At 49.8% G+C, this 22,737-nt stretch carries 21 protein-coding genes; 12 read left to right on the forward strand and 9 right to left on the reverse strand.

The window, feature by feature from the left end; translation table 11 throughout:
• Positions 1-12: 12 nt before the first annotated feature.
• A complete protein-coding gene (locus tag RYZ26_RS16270; RefSeq protein ID WP_317684298.1) occupies positions 13-1,335 on the forward strand; it encodes a cyclic nucleotide-binding domain-containing protein in 1,323 nt (440 codons plus the stop codon).
• Here the strand turns inward: RYZ26_RS16270 and hemW are convergent.
• The gene (hemW, locus tag RYZ26_RS16275) at positions 1,328-2,467 is read right to left on the reverse strand and encodes a radical SAM family heme chaperone HemW (protein WP_317684299.1); all 1,140 of its coding nucleotides are present in this window, start codon (positions 2,465-2,467) and stop codon (positions 1,328-1,330) included. The two genes, RYZ26_RS16270 and hemW, sit on opposite strands and share 8 nt — an antisense overlap.
• 97 nt (positions 2,468-2,564) lie before the next feature.
• On the opposite strand from hemW, the gene RYZ26_RS16280 reads away from it, so the two are divergent.
• The 4 genes from RYZ26_RS16280 (at position 2,565) to xth (ending at position 6,204) form a co-directional block, all read left to right on the forward strand.
• Positions 2,565-3,965, forward strand: a complete 1,401-nt coding sequence (locus tag RYZ26_RS16280; RefSeq protein WP_317684300.1) for a DNA-3-methyladenine glycosylase 2 family protein — start codon at positions 2,565-2,567, stop codon at positions 3,963-3,965.
• A gap of 1 nt (position 3,966) precedes the next feature.
• The gene (locus RYZ26_RS16285) at positions 3,967-4,458 is read left to right on the forward strand and encodes a methylated-DNA--[protein]-cysteine S-methyltransferase (RefSeq protein WP_317684301.1); all 492 of its coding nucleotides are present in this window, start codon (positions 3,967-3,969) and stop codon (positions 4,456-4,458) included.
• Positions 4,459-4,535: 77 nt separating this feature from the next.
• Positions 4,536-5,153, forward strand: coding sequence for a LolA family protein (locus RYZ26_RS16290; protein WP_317684302.1), 618 nt, complete (start codon positions 4,536-4,538; stop codon positions 5,151-5,153).
• 259 nt (positions 5,154-5,412) lie between these two features.
• Entirely contained in the window at positions 5,413-6,204 is a 792-nt protein-coding gene (xth, locus tag RYZ26_RS16295) for an exodeoxyribonuclease III (RefSeq protein WP_317684303.1), read from the forward strand.
• Here xth and RYZ26_RS16300 read toward each other — a convergent pair.
• On the reverse strand, positions 6,201-7,073 hold the full coding sequence (locus RYZ26_RS16300) for a hypothetical protein (RefSeq protein WP_317684304.1): 873 nt from the start codon (positions 7,071-7,073) through the stop codon (positions 6,201-6,203). The two genes, xth and RYZ26_RS16300, sit on opposite strands and share 4 nt — an antisense overlap.
• Positions 7,074-7,082: 9 nt before the next feature.
• Positions 7,083-8,099 carry a ParA family protein gene (locus RYZ26_RS16305; protein ID WP_317684305.1) on the reverse strand — a complete coding sequence of 339 codons (1,017 nt, stop codon included), beginning with the start codon at positions 8,097-8,099 and terminating at the stop codon, positions 7,083-7,085.
• A gap of 198 nt (positions 8,100-8,297) precedes the next feature.
• Between RYZ26_RS16305 and RYZ26_RS16310 the strand changes: the two genes are divergently transcribed.
• Positions 8,298-10,460 (forward strand): methyl-accepting chemotaxis protein, encoded by a 2,163-nt coding sequence (locus RYZ26_RS16310; RefSeq protein ID WP_317684306.1) that lies wholly within the window; start codon positions 8,298-8,300, stop codon positions 10,458-10,460.
• 71 nt (positions 10,461-10,531) lie between these two features.
• Here RYZ26_RS16310 and RYZ26_RS16315 read toward each other — a convergent pair whose 3' ends face one another.
• From RYZ26_RS16315 to RYZ26_RS16335, 5 genes are all read right to left on the reverse strand, one after another.
• Positions 10,532-11,587, reverse strand: coding sequence for a MaoC family dehydratase (locus RYZ26_RS16315; RefSeq protein WP_317684307.1), 1,056 nt, complete (start codon positions 11,585-11,587; stop codon positions 10,532-10,534).
• 97 nt (positions 11,588-11,684) lie between these two features.
• Complete coding sequence (locus RYZ26_RS16320; protein WP_317684308.1) at positions 11,685-12,059, reverse strand: response regulator; 375 nt, start codon at positions 12,057-12,059, stop codon at positions 11,685-11,687.
• Positions 12,060-12,148: 89 nt separating this feature from the next.
• The gene (locus RYZ26_RS16325; RefSeq protein WP_317684309.1) at positions 12,149-12,517 is read right to left on the reverse strand and encodes a response regulator; all 369 of its coding nucleotides are present in this window, start codon (positions 12,515-12,517) and stop codon (positions 12,149-12,151) included.
• Between the two features lie 37 nt (positions 12,518-12,554).
• Positions 12,555-13,754: an aminotransferase class I/II-fold pyridoxal phosphate-dependent enzyme gene (locus RYZ26_RS16330; protein ID WP_317684310.1), complete on the reverse strand. Its 1,200-nt coding sequence runs from the start codon at positions 13,752-13,754 to the stop codon at positions 12,555-12,557.
• Between the two features lie 13 nt (positions 13,755-13,767).
• Positions 13,768-15,033, reverse strand: coding sequence for an MFS transporter (locus RYZ26_RS16335; protein WP_317684311.1), 1,266 nt, complete (start codon positions 15,031-15,033; stop codon positions 13,768-13,770).
• 198 nt (positions 15,034-15,231) lie between these two features.
• Between RYZ26_RS16335 and RYZ26_RS16340 the strand changes: the two genes are divergently transcribed.
• Positions 15,232-15,867 (forward strand): substrate-binding periplasmic protein, encoded by a 636-nt coding sequence (locus RYZ26_RS16340; RefSeq protein ID WP_317684312.1) that lies wholly within the window; start codon positions 15,232-15,234, stop codon positions 15,865-15,867.
• A gap of 2 nt (positions 15,868-15,869) precedes the next feature.
• On the opposite strand, the gene apbC is transcribed toward RYZ26_RS16340, so the two are convergent.
• Entirely contained in the window at positions 15,870-16,982 is a 1,113-nt protein-coding gene (apbC, locus tag RYZ26_RS16345) for an iron-sulfur cluster carrier protein ApbC (protein ID WP_317684313.1), read from the reverse strand.
• 189 nt (positions 16,983-17,171) lie between these two features.
• Here apbC and hflK point away from each other — a divergent pair, with 189 nt between their 5' ends.
• The 5 genes from hflK to RYZ26_RS16370 all read left to right on the forward strand — a co-directional run bounded on the left by hflK (position 17,172) and on the right by RYZ26_RS16370 (position 22,669).
• On the forward strand, positions 17,172-18,293 hold the full coding sequence (gene hflK / locus RYZ26_RS16350; protein ID WP_317684314.1) for an FtsH protease activity modulator HflK: 1,122 nt from the start codon (positions 17,172-17,174) through the stop codon (positions 18,291-18,293).
• On the forward strand, positions 18,293-19,153 hold the full coding sequence (gene hflC / locus RYZ26_RS16355; RefSeq protein ID WP_317684315.1) for a protease modulator HflC: 861 nt from the start codon (positions 18,293-18,295) through the stop codon (positions 19,151-19,153). The genes hflK and hflC overlap by 1 nt, the downstream gene beginning before the upstream one ends.
• A gap of 136 nt (positions 19,154-19,289) precedes the next feature.
• Entirely contained in the window at positions 19,290-19,475 is a 186-nt protein-coding gene (locus RYZ26_RS16360) for a DUF2065 domain-containing protein (protein WP_317684316.1), read from the forward strand.
• Positions 19,476-19,641: 166 nt separating this feature from the next.
• Positions 19,642-21,126 carry a DegQ family serine endoprotease gene (locus RYZ26_RS16365; protein ID WP_317684317.1) on the forward strand — a complete coding sequence of 495 codons (1,485 nt, stop codon included), beginning with the start codon at positions 19,642-19,644 and terminating at the stop codon, positions 21,124-21,126.
• A 178-nt stretch (positions 21,127-21,304) separates the two neighbouring features.
• Positions 21,305-22,669: a TrpB-like pyridoxal phosphate-dependent enzyme gene (locus RYZ26_RS16370; protein ID WP_317684318.1), complete on the forward strand. Its 1,365-nt coding sequence runs from the start codon at positions 21,305-21,307 to the stop codon at positions 22,667-22,669.
• Positions 22,670-22,737 lie beyond the last annotated feature (68 nt).

A 22,737-nucleotide genomic window follows, 5' to 3' on the forward strand; every position in this document is an offset into this window, starting at 1 on the left:
AGGATCGCAGCGATGTCAGACTATAAAATGCAATCATTCCGGATGGGTGATCTGATTCTGGAAGAAGGCGATGCACCGCGCTGTGCGTATGTGATCAAATCTGGTTCCGTGCAGATCATTAAAAAGCGCCGCGATGGGTCCGAACTGGTTTTATCTTCCCTGAAGCAAGGCGATATCTTTGGCGAAATGGGGTTGATTGATGCCGAACCACGTTCGGCCAGTGTGCGCGCAACCGATGATGTGTCTTTGATCGTGGTGGATGCCCCGACCTTTAAGGAAAAACAGGATGCGCTGGATGTTTTTTCCAAAAAACTGGTGCAAACCCTGATTTCGCGTCTTCGGGTGCAGAACCAGCAACTGGCGGATTTGACAGAACCATCCAGCCTGTTAAAGGCGGCGCAGAAAGGGCAGATTGATAAAAAGGGGTCTTCCCATACCAACGTTTTGATCAAGGACGATTATCGAGAAAAAACTGACTTTGGCAGTATCCGCTTTTTGATGGGAGATGCCAACCCGCAGGCGCGCCAAGGCATCAAAGGTGGTCTGCATATGCAGGGTTTCCGCGAGATTGATGATATCAGCAACCCGAATGACTTTAAGAAACGTGTGGCCAATGAAAGCTACGATCTGATTTTGATGGATGGCAGTTTGGGGGTTCCTCATATCGCAGAAGTCATTAAAAATATCCGTCATGGCAAAACCTCGGTCAGTCCGTTCTGTGTGATCTTTGGGGTGATTGATCAACCTGATCCGGCAACGTTGGAAAAACTGGCTGAAGCAGGGTTGGATGATGTGCTGGTGAAGCCAGTGGCTTTGGGCAATATTATTGACCGGGTAGAACGCCGGATTAAACAGCGCAAACCCTTTGTGGTGACGCTGGAATATGTTGGCCCGGATCGCCGCAGTGGCAAGCGCCCCAATCAGGAAGTCATTCCCTTGGTTCAGGTGCCAAATCCGCTGGCCTATAAAGCTCTGCCGCGCCAGGACGCCAAGGAATTTGAAGCCAGCGAAAGACAGGCGCTGATGCGTATCGAAGAATTAAAGCTGGAACGTCATGCAGTTCAGATCGACTGGCTGCGTGGCAAGATCGCAACCCAACGTGCCGAGGGTCAGAGCACGGAATTTTTTATGGAAAAACTGATCACGGTGACAGGTATTCTGATAGAACGTCTGTCTAAAAAGGATGAGAAATCCCCGCAAATTCCGGTTTGTGAAAATATCCTGTCCATGATGGATGATTTCGAAGCGGGCATGGCGGAAATGGACGGTCAGGACTGGGAAGATTTCTCTGCCCTTACCCGTCGTCTGCGTACAGAATTAAAACCGGCTACTTAACCAGTTTTTCCAGAACCGCATTTAAGCACTTGCGTCCCTTATCAGTGGTGCGCAGGTGATCATCTTCCCAGATGACAAAATCATATTCCAGCAGTTGGGAAAGGCCTTCGGTATCCACACTTTCGGTGAGTTTACGTGCCGTAATCTGTTCAAAATGGTTGGCTGAAATGCCGTCTTTCAAACGCATGCCCATCAGCAACAGTTCAATGATACGCTCATCCATATCAAGGCTTTTGCGTTTTTGCTCCCCCGATCCTTTTTCGAACACGCCTTTGAGCCACAGATCGGGCTTGTAAATCTGGTGGATGGCCTGATTCTGGCACCGGCTGTGCGCACCGGGGCCAATGCCGACATAGTCATCGCCCTGCCAGTAAATCAGATTGTGGCGGCTTTCCTGACCCATGCGGGCATGGTTTGAAATCTCGTAAGCGGGCATGCCTGCGCCTTCCAGAATATCCTGGGTCAGATCAAACATGTCTGCACCCAGGTCTTCATCGATGGCTTCCACGCCGTTTTTATAGAAGTCTGTCCCCGGCTCTATCGTCAGTTGGTAAAGGGAAATGTGCCCGGCCGATAGTTTAAGTGCCTCTTCCAGCTCTGCCTGCCAATCATCCAAGGTCTGGTCTGGTCGAGCATAGATCAGATCAAAGCTATAGCGATCAAAGTTTTTGGCCGCCAAGTCAAGGGCAGTGCGGGCCTCATCCATAGAATGCGCACGACCCAGAAATTTCAGTACTTCTTCGCGCAGGGACTGAATGCCGATGGACAGACGGTTGACCCCTGCTGATCGGAAATCGCGGAAGGTATGGCTTTCCACAGTTGTCGGGTTGGCTTCCAGCGTAATTTCCACATCGTCACTGAACCCCCACAGATTCTGGGTAGTGTTGATGATGCTTTCAACCGTGCTGGCTTTCATCAATGATGGGGTGCCGCCGCCAAAGAAGATGCTGGAAATTGTATGTCCGAAGGTTTCTGCATGGACACGCTTGAGTTCCTGTATATAGGCGCGTTCCCACATGTCTTCGTCAATGGCCTTTGCGACATGGGAATTGAAATCGCAATAGGGACATTTGGACACACAGAATGGCCAGTGGACATAGAGGCCAAAGGGGCGGGTGATGGAATAGCTCATGAGGGCGAGGAGTACCTGAAAGACCGATCAAAAGCAAATGATGGTTTGAGTCCGAAAATGGCGAGCCATGAGGCGGAATTCATGTAGACTGTTTTTTATGATTTTAGAACATGACATATGCTATCAGGCCTTAAAGACCCGCGATGCCCGATTTGACGGGCGATTTTTTACTGCTGTGTCTTCGACCGGGATTTTCTGTCGCCCGATCTGTCCGGCCACAACGCCTAAGCCGGAAAACTGTACCTTTTATCCGTCAGCCAGTGCAGCCTTGAATGCCGGGTTTCGCCCGTGCCTTCGGTGCCGCCCGGAAAGTGCGCCTGCCAGTCCAGCCTGGCTCGGCACCCAAGCTTTGGTCAGCCGTGCTATGCGTCTGATCGAAGAAGGTGCATTGGACGAAGGTCAGACGGTGGAAAATCTGTGTGATCGTCTGGGTGTGGGGGAACGCCATTTGCGCCGTCTCTTTAATGAACATCTGGGGGCATCGCCCAAGCAGGTGGCCCAGACGAGACGGTTGATGTTTGCCAAACGGTTGCTGGTTCAAACCACAGCCCCGATTACAGAAATTTCCTATGCCTCCGGCTTTAACAGCCTGCGTCGTTTTAACGATGCCTATAAATCCGCCTTTGGATTTGCCCCGTCACATGAGCGTAAAAACAAGGAAGAAACAGGGACCTTAAATGAGATTACCTTGCGTTTTAACTTTCGCATGCCTTATGATTGGAAGGGACTATTAGATTTTTTTAAGTCACGCGCGCTGAAGCCGATTGAGTGGGTGGAGGAGGAAACCTATCACCGCACTTTCATGTTAAAGGGCCAAAAGGCACAGATTTCTGTCAGTTGTGAGGCGGAAAAGAATCGATTGAAAGCGGTGATCACCAATGTGGCGGTGCCGGATCTGCGCGATATCGCCCAACGTATCCGTCGCATGTTTGACGTAGATGCCGACCCGCTGGCGATTGCCCATGATTTATCGAAAGACAAGGTTCTGGCCCCGGTCATTCAGGATCATCCGGGTCTGCGCCTGCCCGGTGCGTGGGATGGATTTGAAATTGCCGTGCGTGCCATCATTGGTCAGCAAATCAGTGTGAAGGGGGCGCGCACCATTTGCCGGCGGCTGGTGGAACGGGTGGGCAAACCCTGTTTCCCGACCGCTGCTGATGTGGCTGAAACCGATCTGGAAGGACTGGGCCTGACCCAACGTCGGATCAAAACGTTGAAGAACCTTGCGCAACATTGGACGGATCTGGATGCAGGCAAACCTGTGGAAGAGACCATCAAGGATTTATGTGATCTACCTGGCATTGGCCCTTGGACGGCGCACTATATCGTCATGCGCGCCTTTGGGGAGCCGGATACCTATCCGGTGGCTGATTTGGGGCTGATTCGGGCGTTGGAAGGTCAGAATGTGCCTGCCACCAAGGCGGACCTGGAAAAACGTGCTGAAAACTGGCGACCCTGGCGGGCCTATGGTGCCCTTTATCTCTGGAGGCTTTATTAAGATGTTTATTGAACAGTTTGACAGCCCCTGTGGCACAATCTCCATTATCTTTGATGAAAAGGATGTGCTCTATCATCTGGATTTTCCCGATCAGGGGGATCGTCAGAACCGGATGATTGAAAAACGTTTTAAAGATATTGTGCTTGAAAAAGGCCAATCTGATCACATCAAAAGCCATTTGCTGGCCTATATGAACGGTGATTTCGCAGCACTTGATAAGATACCCTGTGATTTGGGCGGAACAGAGTTCCAAAACCGTGTCTGGCAGGCCTTGAAAGAAATTCCGGTCGGAAAAACCTATAGCTATTTGGAACTTGCCGAGAAAATCGGCAATAAAAAAGCGGTACGCGCGGTGGCACGCGCCAATGCGCTGAACCCTGTTTCGCTGATTTATCCCTGCCATCGGGTCATTGGATCAGATGGGTCTCTGACCGGATATGCAGGCGGGTTGGATCGCAAAGATTGGTTGTTGCGTCATGAAGGGGCCATATAGGCAAAGTGACTTATTGCATTTAGGATTGTATCGGCTACATTGAGCTTTAGTGAACCGATTTAGAAAGCTCTTTCCCTATGCTGCGCCTGTTATTTGCTCTCAGCCTTTTGATTTTTACCACACCTGCTTTCGCACAGGATGTGAAACTGACGGCTGAACAGATGGAACTGGCGGAAAAGCTGCGCACGTACTTGAATGGGATGCAGACTTTGAAAGGTAGCTTTGCCCAGATCAGTTCCAACGGGGATTATGCGGATGGCAAGGTTGTGCTGTCGCGTCCGGGTAAAATGCGCCTGACTTATAATCCACCACTGAAATCGGAAATCGTGGTGCGCAAAGGCACCATTATTTATCACGACAAAGAATTTAAGCAGGTGACTTATTATCCGCTCAGCGCCACGCCGCTTGAAGTTCTGCTGCAGGATAAACTTTCTTTCGAAGACGATGTACGTATCGTTGATCTGGCAGAGGCCCCTGGTGTGATTGAACTGATGCTGGTGGATCGTGATGATCCCGGGATGGGGTCAGTTACCCTTGTTTTTTCGACCGCGCCGATTGAATTGCGCAAATGGACGGTGGTCGATGCCCAAGGCATCATGACGCAGGTTTCCCTGCTAAATGCCCGATCAGGCGTAGAGGTTGACCCGAAGACCTTTGACTTTATTGATCCGAAATATAACCAGATCGATAATTAAGCTTAGAATCAAGGCTCTATAGCCATGCTTTAATTGCATGGCTGACATGCATAAATTGCATTAACGATTCACGATTCCAATTCCAATTTATACTACAGATCGGTTGTGTTGAGTGTACACAGCCCCTCATGGGTGGTTCCCCTGCCGCCCGACCGCTCTCACATAATGAGAGAATCCTATAAGCGTCCGACACCCCCTAGTCGGGCGCTTTTCTTTTCTGCTATAAGGGGAGCCGTTTTATCTCAGATGGGGAAAATCCATGAAGCTGGTCACCTGGAATATCAATTCCGTACGCATTCGTCTGGAACATGTCAAAAAACTGGTTCAGGACCATAACCCGGATGTGATCTGCTTCCAGGAAACCAAGGTGCGCGATGAACAATTCCCACTGGAGGATTTGCAGGGTCTCGGCTATCCGCACACCCATTTTCGGGGCGAAAAAAGCTATAACGGGGTTGCGATCCTGTCGAAAATCCCGTTTGAAGGAACCGATGGCCTTTCCTGGTGTGAGCGCGAGGACAAACGTCATGTGAGCGTGGTTCTAGAAGGGGGTGTAGAGTTGAACAACTTCTATATCCCGGCTGGCGGGGACGAGCCGGATGCAGAGAAAAACCCGAAATTTGCCCATAAGCTTCAGTTCCTGGATGAAATGACAGTCTGGTCTGGTGATCGATATGCTGAGGATAAAAAACGTATCATGGTCGGTGATTTCAACATCGCCCCGCTGGAAACCGATGTGTGGGATCACAAGAAACTGAAAAACATCATCACCCATACCGCGATTGAAATTGATCGTCTGGATAAGTTGCAGGCCTCCGGTCAGTGGGTAGATGCCATGCGTATGCATATCCTGCCGGATGAAAAATGCTTTACCTGGTGGAGCTATCGCGCCCGCGACTGGCGTGCCTCAAACAAGGGACGTCGTCTCGACCACGTCTGGGTCACGCCAAACCTGAAAGACGGGGTAAAAGCGTGTGAAGTTCTGCTGGATTTGCGCGGCGAAGAAAAACCGAGCGATCACGCCCCGGTGCTTGTTGAGATTGCACTCTAGTCTATAACGTTCGGCACGTCTTTTTTGTGGATGAAGTAATCCATGTAAGTGGTGCGAAAGGGGATATTTCCGCCGTTCCATTCTTCATGGTATTTCAGGAACTGGATCAGCGCTTCTTCGGTGAAGTGCTGATTGATCCTTTCAATAATCTTCTGACCGAAAGCATCGTTCTCGCAGGCCACATAGACTTTTTTATAGATATCATGTTCGATGATGGGGTAGCTGATATAGTCATCCCCCAAGCCATCGCTGCGGCGTTGGTTGGTAATGGTGGTCGGATAACCGATAGTGTAATCCACCCGACCATGCAGCAATAAACGCAGGTCAATATGGTTGCGTCCCCCTGATTGCTGCACCAGATTTTCTTTGTTCAGATACGGTTTCAGATAGGGATAGAGAACGGGATATCGGCTCTGACCTGCGTCATTGTTAAAGATCAGTCGCATGGTAGCGAGCTTGAGGTCTTCCTGTTTCAGTAATTCTTCGATGGATTGCGGTGTACCCGGTACTCCGATGCGTCGTTGATGGCGCTTGGGAAAGATCAAAACATGCGGCGGCGTGAACGTATAGCCCTTGGACAACAAAAGCTTATCCGGGAAAAAGCCACCCCATAAATGGGCCGAACAGCGCTGTGGTTTGAAGATTTCCGTGCTCCAACGAGGGACATTTACATATTGAATATGATGATCATAATCTGGCAGCCATTCCATAAAATGTTGCAGGAATTTATCGGCATAGCCTTGGTTTTGAAGGGGGCCAGTGCGCACGAATTCAGGGGGGAGATCCCAGATCAGCCAGGTGATCTTTTCTGTGGCAAGCGCAGGCAGGCTGACCAGAAAACAACCTAAAAAGACAAGCTGTTTCAGCATGGCCGGCCCCTATTCCATCCCCAGAAAGGCTAAGGCCATTCCGGCAGTGAGGGCCAGGGCCATAATCACCCCGTTACGGATGGAGACCCTGAAGCTGTTGGGTTGTTCTTCTGCCTGATGATGAACGGGTTGGGTCTGGGCCTCAATCGGGCCTTTGTCTTCCAGATGGATCGGGTGACCAGTGGGGGAAATATCTTTATTGCGCAACCAGCCAAAGACCCCGTCCATAATGGCGCTGTGATATTCCTGTAGGGATTTGCCTTCTTGCTTGGTCCATTTCAGCACTTCGGCGCAGGCATTGACATAGGCTTGTGCACCCAAAGAATTGGGGGAATGCAGAACAACCGGGCGTCCTAAAAAGGCACTTTCGGCGATTTTGGGTTCGACCGGAATGGCAGTCTGCAGTACCTGATGTTTAAAATGGGCGCGAATTTCCGTATCGACCAGTTGATGGAGCTTTTGATTCTGATCCGTCAGGGTCATCAGGATTCGGTAGTCCAGATCATGCGCAGCTTCAATTTTAATATCGGCAATAGATTGTTCCATCTGTTGCAGGCCTGCAATGGCGAAACTTTCACTTTGTACCGGAACAATGACATTCTGGGCTGCAACCAGGGCGTTCAGGCTGAGAATCCCGAAAGAGGGCGGGCAGTCGATGAGGATGAAGTCATGGGTGCCGTCATGTTCTTTTAGGGCTTCACGCAGCCAGAATTCCGGATCTTCATCATCAGAAGAAATGGTACTTAAGGCTGCCAGCTGAAAGGTGGCCGGTACCAGCGACACACCCGGCAGGTCGGTGTCAATCGCAACAGTTTCAAGGGGTTCTTCCCCTAAAATCAATTCGTAACTGCCATGCTTGATGGTTTTGAGATTAAGACCAAGCCCGGTGGCGGCATTACTTTGCGGGTCCATATCCACAATCAGAACAGAATTTCCACCGGCTGCAAGGCCGCTGGCAATATTTAGAGTCGTTGTGGTTTTTCCAACGCCCCCTTTATGGTTCATGACAGCAATGATGGCAGTCATTTCACACTCACCGTTCTGTTTTTATCAACCTAGATTAAGGCTTTAGTCTTTAAAAGCAAAGGAGCTTTTTGGCTGATATGTAATTTAACCTAATTGCAGGCGGGTATAAAGCTGGTGTAAATTCAATCCTGTGGGTCACTTTTGGAACAATTATAATTAACTTAAAGGGCGCAAGCTGAACTGAGGACTACCATGAGAATGTTACATAATCTGGGGATCAAAGCCAAAATTATGGTTTTGGTATCGACGCTTCTTTTAATCGCATTCATCGCCAATTTCTTTACGCTGACCAAGGTGACAGAGATTGGTAATGAGATCGAAGCTGTGGCAGAACGTGATATGCCACTGGTTGAACTGATTTCAAATATTGAAGCCCATCAGTTAGAACAAGCCATCCATTTTGAACGTGTTTTGCGCCTGACAGGTCTCACACTAAAGAATGATAAATTGCTACAGTCCGAGATTGATAAGTTTCACGATCTGGCAAAGAAGGTGGATAAAGAATTATTAGCAGCTGACAAAATTATTGCTGATTTTCTGAAACTGGACAGATTGTCGTCAGAAGAGCGTGCGGAATTTGAGACGCTTTTAAACTCTATCAAAAGTTTAGAAGTTCAACACGCAACGTATGACCATCATGTCGATGATGTGTTTAAGGGATATTTTGACGGTAGAACAGCCGAAGAGATGGCTGGTCTGATTGAAACTACAGCAAAAGAGGAAGATCAGATCACCCATGAGGTGGAAGGGCTTCTGTTTGAAATCGCGCGTTTCACCAAAGAAGCCTTGCTGGAAGCTGAACATCACGAACATGCGGTTGAAGATTTGATGCTCTGGACCGGGATCGTGTCTTTGGTTATCGGTTTGGTCTTTGGCTGGATCATCGGTCGCAATGTGGACCGTTCGGTTCATGGGGTGACCGTTGCAACCAACGGCTTGGCTCATGGTGATCTGGATACTGAAATCCCTTCCCAGGATTTGAAAAACGAGATCGGCGATATCGCCCGTGCCCTTGTGGTTTTTAAAGACAATCTCTGTGAAACCCGCGATCTGCGCGCCCAGCAGGAACTGGAAAAGAAACAGGCGGAAGAACGTCAACGCGTTGCCATGGCAAAGATGGCCGATACGTTTGAATCTGACGTGGGTGCGGTTGTGCAGACCGTGACTTCTGCGGCGACAGAATTACAGGCGTCGTCCACCCAGATGGCAAGTACGGCAAAACAGACCAGTGAACAGGCTGCCATCGTGACCGGATCTGCCCAGCAGGCAAGTCATAACGTGCAAACAGTGGCTTCTGCGACAGAAGAATTAACCGCGTCCATTGGTGAAATTCGCAATCAGGTGGAAATGTCGGCGCAAGTTTCTGATCGCGCAGTGGGTGTCGCCCAACATACCACCGAAACGATTGAGGCGTTGAGCCAGCAAGTGGCAAAAATTGGTGAAGTGGTGGCGCTAATTACCAATATTGCGGAGCAAACCAACCTTCTGGCCCTGAATGCAACGATTGAGGCCGCACGTGCAGGGGAAGCCGGTAAAGGCTTTGCGGTTGTGGCGGGCGAAGTGAAAAATCTTGCCAACCAGACCAGCCGGGCAACCGATGAAATTACCTTGCAAATTACCCATGTTCAAAACGGCACGGGGGAAGTGGAACAGGCGATTAATTCCATCACCAATGTCATCACGGAAATGAATGAAATTTCGTCTAACATTGCCTCTGCCGTTGAAGAACAAAATGCGGCGACCGATGAAATTGCCAAAAATATTGATGAGGCCTCTCGCGGGACTGTGGAAGTAAGTGATAGCATTCAGACTGTTGAACAGGCGGCGACCGAAACCGGCAGTGCGGCCACACAGATTGCGGATGCCAGTGCAGACTTGTCTCATCAGGGTGAGTTCCTGCGCGAAAAAGTCGCAAGCTTCCTCAATCGGGTCAGAAATGACGAAGGCGAGCTTTCGATTGTGGAATGGGATGATGCTTACTCATACGGTCATGCGACCATTGATGCGGCAAACCAAAGTTATGTGAAAGGCCTGAACAAGATTTTCGCAGCCATGTTGTCCGGTGACAATATGCAAAGCGTGATGCATGTGCTGGATAACATCCATAATGACGCGCCTGCCCATTTTGAACAGGAAATGACGGTATTGGCGAAAGTGAATTATCCCGGACTGGATAATGTGCGCACGGCCCATAAGGACTTCCTGGATAATCTGACACATTGGTATAAAGCCTACGAAGGTGGAAAAACCGATGATATCACCGAAGCCTTTGCTGGCTTGCTTGGTTGGTTTAACGGTCATATTTCCCGTGTGGACGCAGCCTTTGTGCGTCAACAGCTGGCAATGAGCGCAGCGGCATAAAATCAGGACAAGAAAAAAGGGCGCTTCCTGACAGATCGGAAGCGCCCTTTTTTGTGTCGATTAATCTGGTCTTAGCCACGACGTGGCATCAGTACCCAGTAATCCAGATCCAGAACCACATCTTCGTGGTACTTGCCGTCTTCGTTTTTATATGGGAAGTCGCCAGCCGGATGGTCTTTTGTGGCGACCAGACGCAGGCGAAGCGCACCCATGTCGGTGCGGCCCTTGATTTCCTGTTTATCCAGAATTTCAGAATAAGCAAAGATAGTGTTGCCGGCGAAAGTCGGGTTGGCGTGTGCACCAGCGTTGATCGCTGCAACCTTGAACGCATTGCCCAGGCCGTTAAAGGACAGGCCACGTGCCAGTGAAATGATGTGACCGCCATAGATCAGACGCTTGCCGAACTGGTTATCTTTGGCTGCCAGCTGGTCAAAGTGAACCTTGGCTGTGTTTTGATAGAGACGGGTTGCCATCTGATGTTCCGCTTCTTCAATGGTCATGCCATCGATATGGTCGATTTTCTCGCCTACTTCATAGTCTTCCCACAGGTGAGGAGAGCCTGCCAGGTCGGTGTCGTAATTTGAGAAATCCAGACCTTCTGCGATCACCAGATCGTCAACCTCAACAACTTTTGCCAGTTCGGGAATTTGTGTTTCAGGTGTCGGGGCATCCAGATTTTTCTTTTTCACCATCACCCAGCGCACATAATCCAGAACGACTTCATCATCCTGATTGACGCCGACAGAATTGACATAAACCACACCGGATTTACCGTTGGAATTTTCTTTCAGTCCGATCACGGTTGAGGTGGTACGAACCGTATCACCCGGATAAACAGGCGCGCCAAAGCGACCTTCGGCATAGCCCAGGTTGGCAACCGCGTTGAGCGATACATCCGGAACCGTTTTACCAAACACCATGTGGAACGCCAGCAGGTCGTCCAGCGGCATGGCTTCAAAGCCAAGGTCGCGCGCGTTTGGCTCAGATGAATGGGGCATGTGGCGGAAACCGTAAAGGGCTGTGTAAAGCGATACGTCGCCTTCTGTTACGGTACGTGGTGTTGCGTGCACAATTTCCTGACCGAGGGAGAAATCTTCAAAGAAGTTACCCGGGTTGGTTTTAGTCATGGTGAGAATCCTCAAATTTTTTAATTTGAGGCTTTCTAGCATTTTTTGCAGCGCAATGAAAAGACTTTTTGCAGGTGCGATATTGAAATAAAATTACTCAATGCCGTTCTGCGAGCAATTTGTCCACCATATTGAGAAGTTCATCCTGACTAACAGGCTTGATCAGGGTTGCATCAAAGAAGACTTCGCTGATTTTCAAGGCTTCGTGGGGGGAAATGCGATCCCCGCCTCCGGTGATGACCAGCAGCTTTGGCGTATTTTCAAGACTGTGGGCGTGGGTCGCAACTTCAACGCCATCGACTTTGGGCATCAAAAGGTCGGTCACGACCAGGTCAAAGTCTTCGGTATCCAGATATCGATTGGCTTCCTTACCATTTGTTGCGGTGACCACTGTGTGGCCAGCAGCGCGCAATGTTTCTTCATAGACGAAGAGAATTTCGGCCATGTCATCTGCAACCAGTATATTTGCCATCTGCAGTCCTTTATCACGAAAGTGCTAAAGGAAAATATAATGTATTTTCAGGTAGTATTCATCCCATAAATGGGTGAGGGTAAATATACCTAGTCGCGCAACAAGCGTTCAACCGTGTCAGTTAAGGTCTTCTTTTCAATAGGCTTTACAAGCATTCTGTCGATGTTTGCGCCTTGCAACTTAAGCGCGGCATAAGGGGACATTTGATCGCCGCCACCTGTAATTACGAGAATTTTTGGGCGCGGGTTCAATTTATCGGCTTGTTCAGCGACATCGAATCCGTCTTTTTGCGGCATCATCAGATCGGTGATGACGATGTCATACTTCTGTTCTTCCAGACTGGTGATGGCATCGCGACCATTGGCCACACTGTTTACCTCATGGCCCGCCCCCATCAGGATGGTTTCATAGGCAAAGCGAATTTCAGCAATATCTTCTGCAATCAGGATGGCAGCCATTAATCGTGTCCGAATGTTAACAAACTAAAATATTAGCTTATATGATTTTACCGATCCGGTTCAAGGCCTCTTCGATGATAGGTTGTTCATGAACAAGGGCAAGACGAATATAAGCTGTACCGGGATTTACACCGGACTGGTCTGTCTTGGCAAGATAATTTCCCGGAATAACGCGCACACCGGCTTTTTTCCAAATTTCAAGGGCGGCTTCTTCACCGTTTGCCCAGCGTTCACGCACATCCAGCCAGAGGAAAAATCCACCCGCTGGGCGATAAAAGCCCAAGCGGTTGCCAAGGATTCGTTCTGCCGTATCAATCTTTTCTTTGTAAAGACGACGGTTTTCAACCACATGGGCGTCATCGCGCCACAGCGCTGCGGAGGCGGCTTGTAACGGCAAGGGCATGGAGGCCCCACCATAATTGCGCAAACCGACAAAATTCTTGATCAGATCCGGGTCGCCCGCCACAAAGCCGGAGCGCAGGCCCGCAGCACTCGATCGTTTGGACAGAGAATGAAAGACCAGCAGGTTTTTGGTTGATCCGGTTTCCTGTGCGACTTCCATAGCCCCATGAGGTTTGTCTGCATCATAAAGTTCGGCGTAACATTCATCCATAATCAGGGTGAAGTCATATGTACGTGCCAGTTCCAGGGCGTGTCGTAGATAATCCAGATCACAGACCATCCCTTGTGGGTTGCCCGGGGAACATAAAAACAGCATCGCCGTTTTTTTCCAGGTTTCTTCATCAACTGCCGAAAGATCAGGCATGAAATCATTTTCAGGACCGGCGGGCAGATAGACAGGCTGGGCTTCGTTCATGACGGCGGCACCGACATAGACCTGATAAAACGGGTTCGGGACTAAAACCAGCGGCTTTTCTTCCCCCTTCGCCACCCGTTCAATCAGCAAATTGCCGATCAGAAACAGGGCTTCACGGGTACCACAGACGGGCAGGACATCATCGGTGCTGATGAAATCGTCTTTCAGATCATAACGGCGATCCAGAAATTCTTTAATGGCGGCTTTCAGGTCCGGATTGCCTGCGATCGGTGGATATTTGTTCCAGCTTAAAGCGTTGGCATTGATGGTATCTTGTAACAAGGCAGGTGGCTGATGCTGCGGTTCACCAATGGACATGGCCAGCGGGGTGATGCCTTCGGGGACTTCATGATGGTCCAGCAGGTCGCGCAGGCGCTGGAAAGGATAATCACTAAGTTGGGAAAGAGAAGAATTCACCATGTCTAAAAGGCCTTTATGTCTGTGTCTGCCCTCTTATATCAGGCAAGTTTCGCATCAGGGCAAGCCCGATGATGAAAAAGATAAGAATGGTTGCCATCCCGGCGCGTTGCGACAGGAAGACATCGGTCATAAAAGCAACCAATAATGGCCCGATAAAGGCAGTGACCTTGCCTGATAAGGCATAAAGACCAAACAGTTCGGTATGAATATCTTTGGGCGCAATATGGGACATATAGGTCCGGCTGGCCGCTTGCGTTGGCCCCATGAAGAACCCAAGCAACAGCCCCAGGATCAGGAAGTGATTTTTATCTGCGACCAGCAAGGTGCCTCCTCCGATAAAGAAAATGGCGATCAGGGACAGGCTGATCACCCGTTTGGGCCCCCAGCGATCATCCAGCCAGCCAAAGAAAGCTGCCCCAATTCCGGCCGTGACATTTAGCCCGATGCCGAAGATGATCAGGTCTTTAAATCCCATATTGAAGGTCCCAGCCGCATAAATGCCGCCAAAAGCAAACAGGGTGTTCAGTCCATCGATATAGATCATGCGGGTGATGAGGAAGGAAAAGACGGTTTTATGATCACGCCAGTTTTTTAAAGTCGCCGTCAGGCTGGATAGGCCCTGACCAATGGCTTTGCTGATCGTTGTTTTGGATGGTTGATCCGGCACCAGCAGAAAAAGTGGCAAGGCAAACAGCGCATACCAAAAGGCAACGAAGGGACCGGAAATACGGATATGTTCGCTGGTGTCTTTATCCAGTCCAAATAAAGGTGTGTCAGTTTGCACAAACAGGACAAGCACAACAATCAGTCCCAACAGGCCGCCCAGATAGCCAAAGCCCCAGGACAGACCGGACAGCAGGCCCTCTTTTCCCGGCACTGATAAATCCTGCAGCATGGCATTGTAAAAGACCATTGCCATTTCAAACCCGAAAGTCGCCATTCCCACACACAAAAGCGCAAGCGCGATGGAACTGGTATCGGGCAGGGCATACCAGAGGGCAGCAGAAGAAAGAATACAGATTAAGGAAAAGAGAAAAATCCAAGGTTTTCGATGTCCGGTATGATCGGCAATGGCGCCAAAGATCGGCGCGCACAGGGCAATCATCAATCCGGCAGCCCCGGTTGCATATCCCCACAGGCTGGTGCCTGTGACTTCATCCGGTGCAATGGCCTTGGTAAAATAGGCTGCAAAGATGAAAGTGGTGATCACGGTCGGAAAGGCAGAATTGGCAAAATCAAAAAGGGCCCAGGCAATACGTTGAACGGTGGTGGCTTTCATCTGTTTTCTGCTGAATAATCAATAAGTACGAGTACTATAGTTGTTTTTTAGGGTGACGGCATACGGAAATTATGCGACCTTTTTACAGTCTATACCAGAAGTAGGGTGCCCGTGCGCGTCATAAGTTTCATATCAATCATTTGGTTTGCCATTTTTGGCTGCTCTCTGGCGTGGAGTGCGTCTGAAGACATCAAGATCGTGACTGCTGAACTGCCACCTTACAGTATCGAAGTTGGCATGCGCCCTGGTCTGATGGTGGAAATCCTCAGCATGATTGAACATCGTCTCAAAGGAAGGCATAAGCCCCATTATTACCCTTGGCCACGTGCCCAGATGCTGACACGGGCCAATGCCAATCATATTATCTTCCCTTTAACGCGCACGCCGGAACGAGAACCGTATTATGATTGGGCGATCAATGTGATGCAGGTCGATTCGGTCTTTATTACGCTGGATGGCCGTAAACTGAGTTTGGAAGAAGCTAAAAAGCTTGATTTGATTACGGTGCAGCAATCAACACCCTTTGAAGAATTTCTGAAAAAAGAAGGCTTTATCAATATTGTCAGTTCGCCGCAACCGGCAGAGCGCCATTTGTTATTGTTGCAAAAAAAACGGGTGGAAGCCTGGTTCACATCGCGGGACCTGGCCCAATATGCTCTGGCTGAAAACGGCTTATCAGAAAAAGCGACTCTCAGTGAGCCTATGGAAAGTGGGCAGATTTATATCGCTTTTTCCAAACAATTTCCGCCTTCCTTACGCCAGCAATATATTGATGTATATAACGAGCTCAAGGAAGACGGATCCATTGCATATATTATGAAACAATATCGTTAAGATCAGTCAAAGACGATCTTTGGGCCTTGGTTGCCCGTCATTTGTTCCATCACTTTAAACCAGACTTTATCGGCGATGCCTTTATAGGCGGTGGCATGTTCGCTGTCTGGCTGGGAGGCGACGATGGGCTGTCCGCCGTCGGATGTTTCGCGGATTTGGATATCCAGTGGAATTTCACCAAGGAAATCAGCGCCTTGGGCTTCGGCTGTTTCACGCGCCCCGCCATGGCTGAAGACGTCGGTGCGCCCGCCACAGTGTGGGCAGGAGAAATAGCTCATATTTTCCACGATGCCGAGGACTGGAATTTCCACTTTGCGGAACATGTTCAGGCCTTTGCGGGTATCAAGCAGCGCAATATCTTGCGGTGTGGAAACGATCACCGATCCTGTCAGTGGTACTTTTTGTGCCATGGTCAGCTGGACATCCCCTGTGCCCGGTGGCATATCAACAACCAGAACATCCAACTCGCCCCAGTTTACATCACGCATCAACTGTTCAAGCGCCCCCATCACCATCGGGCCACGCCAGATCATGGCGGTGTCTTCTTCGACCAGGAAACCGATGGACATACATTTAATGCCGTGGTTTTCCAGTGGTTCCAGAATTTTGCCGTCCATGGAAACAGGCTGTTCACCTGCCAGACCCAACATCCGTGGGATGGAGGGGCCGTAGATATCTGCATCCAGCAAGCCGACTTTCAGGCCTTTGGCGGCAAAGGCAAGGGCCAGGTTGACCGATGTGGTGGATTTACCCACACCACCTTTCCCACTGGAAACCGCGATGATGGATTTAACGTCGGGCATCAGCTGGGCCTGGGCTTGTGGGGCAGCCTGTTGTTGTTGCTGTTGTTGTGGGGCTGCTGCTTTTTCAGCTGTCATCACAACGGTTGCACTTAGGACACCATCCATTGCGTGAACGGCATTTTCAGCTTCTTTGCGCACAGGTTCCAGTTCCTTGGCGCGCGACGGATCGCCGATATCCAATGTGAAAGCCACATGTCCATCTTTGCTTTGCAGGCCGACGACCATACCGGCGCTGACAATATCAGTACCTTTTGCAGGGTCATTAATCCCTTTTAAGGTTTCGAGAACTTTTTGTTCTAATTGGGCGGACATGCTTGAAAACTCCTTCAGACCGGATAAATATTATTTTACGCGTGCGTTGCGTTGCAAAAGCTGTTGCTGTCATATAAGACTGTTATAAGCGTTTTGCCAAGGGCAACAAACTACAACCTTTGTAGGATAGTTTTTCAGCAAAGCAACAAACGACAACCTTTGACTAATCTTTATAGGGAAAAACCCAATATGTCATGGAACAATCAGGGCGGTGGCCCGTGGGGCAACGGTGGTAATAACCAGGGCCCATGGGGTCAGGGACCAAAACGACCAAACGGTGGCGGCGGCAACGGCGGTGGGGGACCAACTCCCCCCGATCTGGAAGATATGCTGCGCAAAAGCCAGGAAAATATGAAAAAATTCATGCCCGGCGGCATCGGTGGCGGTAAATTGGTAACCTTGGGCGTTATCATTTTGTTGGGGATTTGGATCGCATCTGGTTTTTACCGTGTAAATACCAACCAACAGGGCGTACAGCTTTTATTTGGTAAATATGTATCTTCTACAGGCCCGGGCCTGCATTGGAATTTCCCGGCACCGATCGGGGATGTGTTGACACCACAAGTCACAAACGTTCGTAAAATCGAAATCGGTTCTGCTGGATCAACAGCTCGTTCTCAGCGTACAGCCAATGGTGAAAGCCTGATGCTGACAGGTGACCAGAACATTGCCGATGTTGAATTCGCGGTTCTGTGGAATGTGAAGGATGCGGCAAGCTTCCTCTTTAACATTCGTGATCCGGAAACAACGGTCCGTGCGGCTTCTCAAAGTGCGATGCGTGAAGTGATCGGTCAGATGAACCTTGAAAAGATCAACACGGGAGGCCGTGGTCAGATCGCACAGGAAGCACAGGACCTGATTCAGCAAATTCTGGATGATTACAAATCCGGTATCAATATCACCGGTGTGGAACTGGCGAAGGCTGACCCACCCCAAGCGGTAATCGATGCCTTTAATGATGTACAATCTGCCCGTCAGGATAAAGAGCGTAAGCAAAACGAAGCGGAAGCCTATCGTAACAAGATCGTCCCGACCGCACGTGGTGAAGCGCAAAAGCTGATTCAGGAAGCAGAAGCTTATAAAGAGCGCGTGATCAAGGATGCGGAAGGTGAAGCGAAACGCTTTATCTCGGTTTACGATTCTTACGCAGCCAACAAAGAAGTCACGCGTGAACGTCTCTATCTGGAGACCATGCAGGAAGTCTTCAAAGGTTCTGAAAAAGTAATTATCGATAGCGATCAGGGTGGCAGCGGCGTTGTGCCTTACCTGCCCCTGCCAGAACTGCAAAAACGTGCGAAGGGAGGCCAGTAATGCCTAAGAAATTTATTGCATTAATCGTATTGCTGGTCGGTATTGCGGGCCTTGCGTCCGGGATGTTGTTCAAGGTCACAGAACCTGTACAGGCGATTGTGTTTCAGTTTGGTGATCCAAAACGTGTGATCCAGCAACCGGGTCTAAACTGGAAACTCCCTTTCATTCAGGATGTACAGTATTTCGACAAACGTATCCTGAATCTTGATCCACCTGCGGCAGAACTGCCGTTGGGTGACCAGAAACGTATTATCGTGGATTCTTATGCCCGATATCAAATCACGGATCCGCTGAAATTCTTCCAGGCGGTACAGGGTTCTGAACGTGCCTTTGCGGATGCCTTTGGTCGAATTCTTAACCGTTCGGTACGTGATGCCATTGCGAAGGTTGGCATGGTTGACCTGCTGTCTGACAAACGTGTGGTTATCATGAATGAAATCACCGAAAGCGTGAGGAAAGCTGCACCTCAGTTCGGTGTGACGATTGTTGACGTTCGGATCGGTCGTGCCGATTTGCCGGCACAGATTTCTGAAAACGTGTTTGATCGTATGCGTACAGATCGTGTGCAAGAAGCCAACAAGCTGCGTGCGGAAGGTGATGAGATCAAACAACGTATTGAAGCGGAAGCTGAACGTGAGAAGACAGTTATTCTCGCCGAAGCGCGCCGTCAGTCCAACATCTTGCGTGGTGAAGGTGATGGCGGACGTAACGTGATTTTGGGTGAAGCTTATGGCAAAGACCCTGAATTCTTCCGTTTCTACCGTTCGATGGAAGCTTATCGCGAATCACTGGGTGAAGGGACATCTATGGTTCTGACCCCGGATAGCGAATTCTTCACATATTTCGGTACACGTAAGTAATTGATACTTTCCAAAAATGAACCCCCGTTGCTTTGGCGATGGGGGTTTATTTTTATCCCCAATTTTGTCATCCCCGTTTTCACTGGGATGACGATCAAGATGATAGTGATCACATTTATAACCAAGAAGAATCATCATGACAGATTTTCTCGTTGCCATCGGGCTGGCCATTGCGATTGAAGGCATACTTTATGCTCTGTTCCCCGATGGGATGAAGCGGATGATGATGCAAATCCTCGCCATGCCGTCCAATTCTGTGCGCGCCACCGGGATTACGATTGCGATGATCGGGGTGGCAATTGTGTGGTTGTGCCGGGGATAAAGGTCCTTCCTTTTGTAACAACCTGCAATATTCAGTTACATTTTTGCCCTTGGGGTGCCCAATTGATCGGTTAGCTTCATCATCAAGGCAAGCAATGCTTGCGATTTTCCCCCCACAAGATACATTGGTTTCAATGTTTCGAAGCATAGAGGCGAAGAAAGCAAAAATGAACAAGATGACGAGAAGCCCTCACAGACAGGCACAGGCAAAAACCTTTAATCCAACCTATTGGATCGTGGCAACCTTGATGGCTTTCGGGCTGTTAATTACCATGGTGGCGCAATCCCATGCACGATCCGCCCCTGACAGTTTTGCCGATCTGGCGGAAAAACTGTTACCGGCTGTTGTGAATATCTCCACCACCCAAAGTGTCGAGGCCCATGGCCAGATGCAGCAGGGTGTACCGGATTTCTTCCGGGAATTCTTTGAACGTCGTGGCGGTCAGATGCCACGTCCGCAACAACGACAGGCAACCTCTTTGGGTTCTGGCTTCTTCATTGATGCGAAAAAAGGTCTGGTTGTCACCAACAATCACGTGATCCAGGATGCTGAAGAAATCAAAGTGATCCTGCAGGATAATACTTCGCTCGATGCAGAACTGATTGGGCGTGACCCAAAAACCGATATCGCCTTGTTGAAGGTCGAAGTCAAAAAAGGCCTGAAACTGACCGATGTGTCCTTAGGTGATTCTGATGACATGCGTGTTGGCGACTGGGTTGTTGCTATTGGCAACCCCTTTGGTCTGGGCGGTACGGTTACAGCAGGTATTGTCTCTGCGCGTGGTCGTAACATTCAGGCGGGCCCTTATGATGATTTTATCCAGACCGATGCTTCGATCAATAAGGGTAATTCCGGTGGTCCGCTCTTTAACTTAAAAGGTGACGTGATCGGGATTAACACGGCGATTTATTCCCCAAGTGGTGGTTCTGTCGGTATCGGATTCTCTGTGCCCAGTAACATTGCCAAGGCGGTCATTGCTGATCTGTCTGAATTTGGTCGCACCCGTCGTGGCTGGTTGGGTGTGCGCATTCAGACGGTTTCTGAAGAAATTGCAGAAAATCTGGGTCTTGATAGCCCACGTGGCGCGTTGGTTACCAGTGTGGCTGATGGCGGACCTGCGCAAAAAGCCGGGATTGTCAAAGGCGACGTTGTGGTGAAATTCAACAACAAAGACGTTTCTGAAATGCGCAAACTGCCCCGCATTGTCGCAGAAACTGAAGTTGGCCAATCCGTTCCGGTCGAAGTCTGGCGCAAAGGCAAAATCAAGAAGCTTTCCGTAAAAGTAGGTGAGCTGGAAGTTGCTGAAAAGAATGGCGCGGTGAGCACACCAAAAGTTACCAAGACAAGCGCAACGATTGAAGAACTGGGTATGTCCCTGGGCAGCCTGACGGATAACATCCGTTCACAATTTAATCTGCCAGATGAAGCCAAAGGTGTGGCGATCCTGGATGTGGACGGTGATGGTCCTGCAGCGCAAAAAGGCATTCGTGCGGGTGAGCTGATTGTGGAAGTCAGCCAGAAAGAAATCAGCAGCCCGGAAGAGGTCAAAAAAGCGGTGAAAAATGCGATCAAGACCAAGCAGAAATCTTTGCTTCTCCTGATCGACGGGGAAGAAGGCCTGCGCTTCGTTGCGGTTAAACTTTCCAAGTAATCCGGGCTTGAATGGCACAACAGAAAGGGAGAGGTTTTCGAGCCTCTCCCTTTTTTTTGCGCTTTATATTCTTGAATAAGTCCAATATGCAAATTAGTTTCTGTAGAAACTATATTGATAGGGAGGTGAACAATTGCTATTGTCCTGCGCAGCATATGACCTTGGGAAGGGAAGAAGAATGAGCGACGATACCGTTAAATATATCCTGCCGGAAAACCGTATACCAAAAGCCTGGTACAATGTGGTGGCTGATCTGCCACAAATGCCGGAACCTGTCCTGCATCCGGGCACCAAACAGCCTGTGGGGCCAGCCGATCTGGAACCGCTTTTTCCCATGGCGATTATCGAACAGGAAGTCGCGACCACGCGTGATATTGAAATCCCCGAACCCGTGCGTGATGTTTATAAACAATGGCGCCCGGCCCCGCTTTATCGCGCGCGTCGTCTGGAAAAGGCGTTGGGTACATCGGCCAAGATTTTCTATAAATATGAAGGAGTCAGTCCATCAGGGTCGCACAAGCCAAACACATCTGTTGCTCAAGCCTTCTATAACAAAGAAGCCGGGATCAAGAAACTGACGACAGAAACGGGCGCGGGCCAGTGGGGCTGTTCTCTCGCCTTTGCTGCATCCCTGTTTGATCTGGAAGTCGATGTTTATATGGTGAAGGTGTCTTATGGACAGAAACCTTATCGTCGTGCTCTGATGGAAACCTATGGCGCACGCTGCGTGCCGTCGCCATCCACAGAAACCAATGCCGGGCGCACCATTTTGGAACAAGATCCGGACAGCCGTGGGTCGCTCGGGATCGCGATTTCCGAAGCGGTGGAACTGGCGGCCCAACGTGATGATACAAAATATGCGCTGGGTTCAGTGTTAAACCACGTATTGCTGCATCAGACCGTGATTGGTCTGGAAGCCATGGAACAGATGGAAATGGCCGATGCTGACCCGGATGTTGTGATCGGCTGTGCCGGTGGCGGTTCAAACTTTGGCGGGATTGCGTTCCCTTATATCGGGCGTAACCTGCGAGAAGGTAAAAACACCCGCATTGTGGCGGTGGAACCTGCGGCTTGCCCAACCTTGACACGCGGCACTTTTGCTTATGATTTTGGCGATACGGCGCAACTGACACCGCTGACCAAGATGCATACGCTGGGCGCATCTTTCATGCCACCAGGGTTTCATGCTGGCGGTCTGCGTTATCACGGTATGTCCCCATTAGTTAGCCATTGTAAGGAACTGGGTTTGATGGATGCGGTTGCCTATAATCAGGTGGAATGTTTTTCAGCTGCTGTGCAGTTTGCACAAGCCGAAGGGATTGTGCCTGCCCCTGAATCCAGCCATGCGGTGAAAGCTGCGATTGCAGAAGCGCTGGATGCCAAGGAAAAAGGCGAAGAACGCACCATTCTCTTCTGCCTGTCCGGCCATGGGCACTTTGACATGCAGGCTTATACAGACTTCTTCGACGGCAAGCTGGAAGACAAGCATTACGATGAAGCTTTGCTGAAAGAAGCTTTGTCGAAATTGCCTGAGGTCGGGTGATTTGAGATGTGTCCCGGCGTAGGCCGGGACCTTTTTGAGGCCGTTGCACAACGTTGAAAAGACCCCGG

Origin of the sequence: Terasakiella sediminum, from assembly GCF_033100395.1 — a bacterium.
In the GTDB taxonomy this organism is placed as follows: domain Bacteria; phylum Pseudomonadota; class Alphaproteobacteria; order Rhodospirillales; family Terasakiellaceae; genus Terasakiella.

Coding starts and splice junctions, on each gene's coding strand:
- RYZ26_RS16270 (WP_317684298.1), top strand. CDS start 13: ATGTCAGACTATAAAATGCAATCATTCCGGATGGGTGATCTGATTCTG.
- hemW (WP_317684299.1), bottom strand. CDS start 2,467: ATGAGCTATTCCATCACCCGCCCCTTTGGCCTCTATGTCCACTGGCCA.
- RYZ26_RS16280 (WP_317684300.1), top strand. CDS start 2,565: ATGATTTTAGAACATGACATATGCTATCAGGCCTTAAAGACCCGCGAT.
- RYZ26_RS16285 (WP_317684301.1), top strand. CDS start 3,967: ATGTTTATTGAACAGTTTGACAGCCCCTGTGGCACAATCTCCATTATC.
- RYZ26_RS16290 (WP_317684302.1), top strand. CDS start 4,536: ATGCTGCGCCTGTTATTTGCTCTCAGCCTTTTGATTTTTACCACACCT.
- xth (WP_317684303.1), top strand. CDS start 5,413: ATGAAGCTGGTCACCTGGAATATCAATTCCGTACGCATTCGTCTGGAA.
- RYZ26_RS16300 (WP_317684304.1), bottom strand. CDS start 7,073: ATGCTGAAACAGCTTGTCTTTTTAGGTTGTTTTCTGGTCAGCCTGCCT.
- RYZ26_RS16305 (WP_317684305.1), bottom strand. CDS start 8,099: ATGACTGCCATCATTGCTGTCATGAACCATAAAGGGGGCGTTGGAAAA.
- RYZ26_RS16310 (WP_317684306.1), top strand. CDS start 8,298: ATGTTACATAATCTGGGGATCAAAGCCAAAATTATGGTTTTGGTATCG.
- RYZ26_RS16315 (WP_317684307.1), bottom strand. CDS start 11,587: ATGACTAAAACCAACCCGGGTAACTTCTTTGAAGATTTCTCCCTCGGT.
- RYZ26_RS16320 (WP_317684308.1), bottom strand. CDS start 12,059: ATGGCAAATATACTGGTTGCAGATGACATGGCCGAAATTCTCTTCGTC.
- RYZ26_RS16325 (WP_317684309.1), bottom strand. CDS start 12,517: ATGGCTGCCATCCTGATTGCAGAAGATATTGCTGAAATTCGCTTTGCC.
- RYZ26_RS16330 (WP_317684310.1), bottom strand. CDS start 13,754: ATGGTGAATTCTTCTCTTTCCCAACTTAGTGATTATCCTTTCCAGCGC.
- RYZ26_RS16335 (WP_317684311.1), bottom strand. CDS start 15,033: ATGAAAGCCACCACCGTTCAACGTATTGCCTGGGCCCTTTTTGATTTT.
- apbC (WP_317684313.1), bottom strand. CDS start 16,982: ATGTCCGCCCAATTAGAACAAAAAGTTCTCGAAACCTTAAAAGGGATT.
- hflK (WP_317684314.1), top strand. CDS start 17,172: ATGTCATGGAACAATCAGGGCGGTGGCCCGTGGGGCAACGGTGGTAAT.
- hflC (WP_317684315.1), top strand. CDS start 18,293: ATGCCTAAGAAATTTATTGCATTAATCGTATTGCTGGTCGGTATTGCG.
- RYZ26_RS16360 (WP_317684316.1), top strand. CDS start 19,290: ATGACAGATTTTCTCGTTGCCATCGGGCTGGCCATTGCGATTGAAGGC.
- RYZ26_RS16365 (WP_317684317.1), top strand. CDS start 19,642: ATGAACAAGATGACGAGAAGCCCTCACAGACAGGCACAGGCAAAAACC.
- RYZ26_RS16370 (WP_317684318.1), top strand. CDS start 21,305: ATGAGCGACGATACCGTTAAATATATCCTGCCGGAAAACCGTATACCA.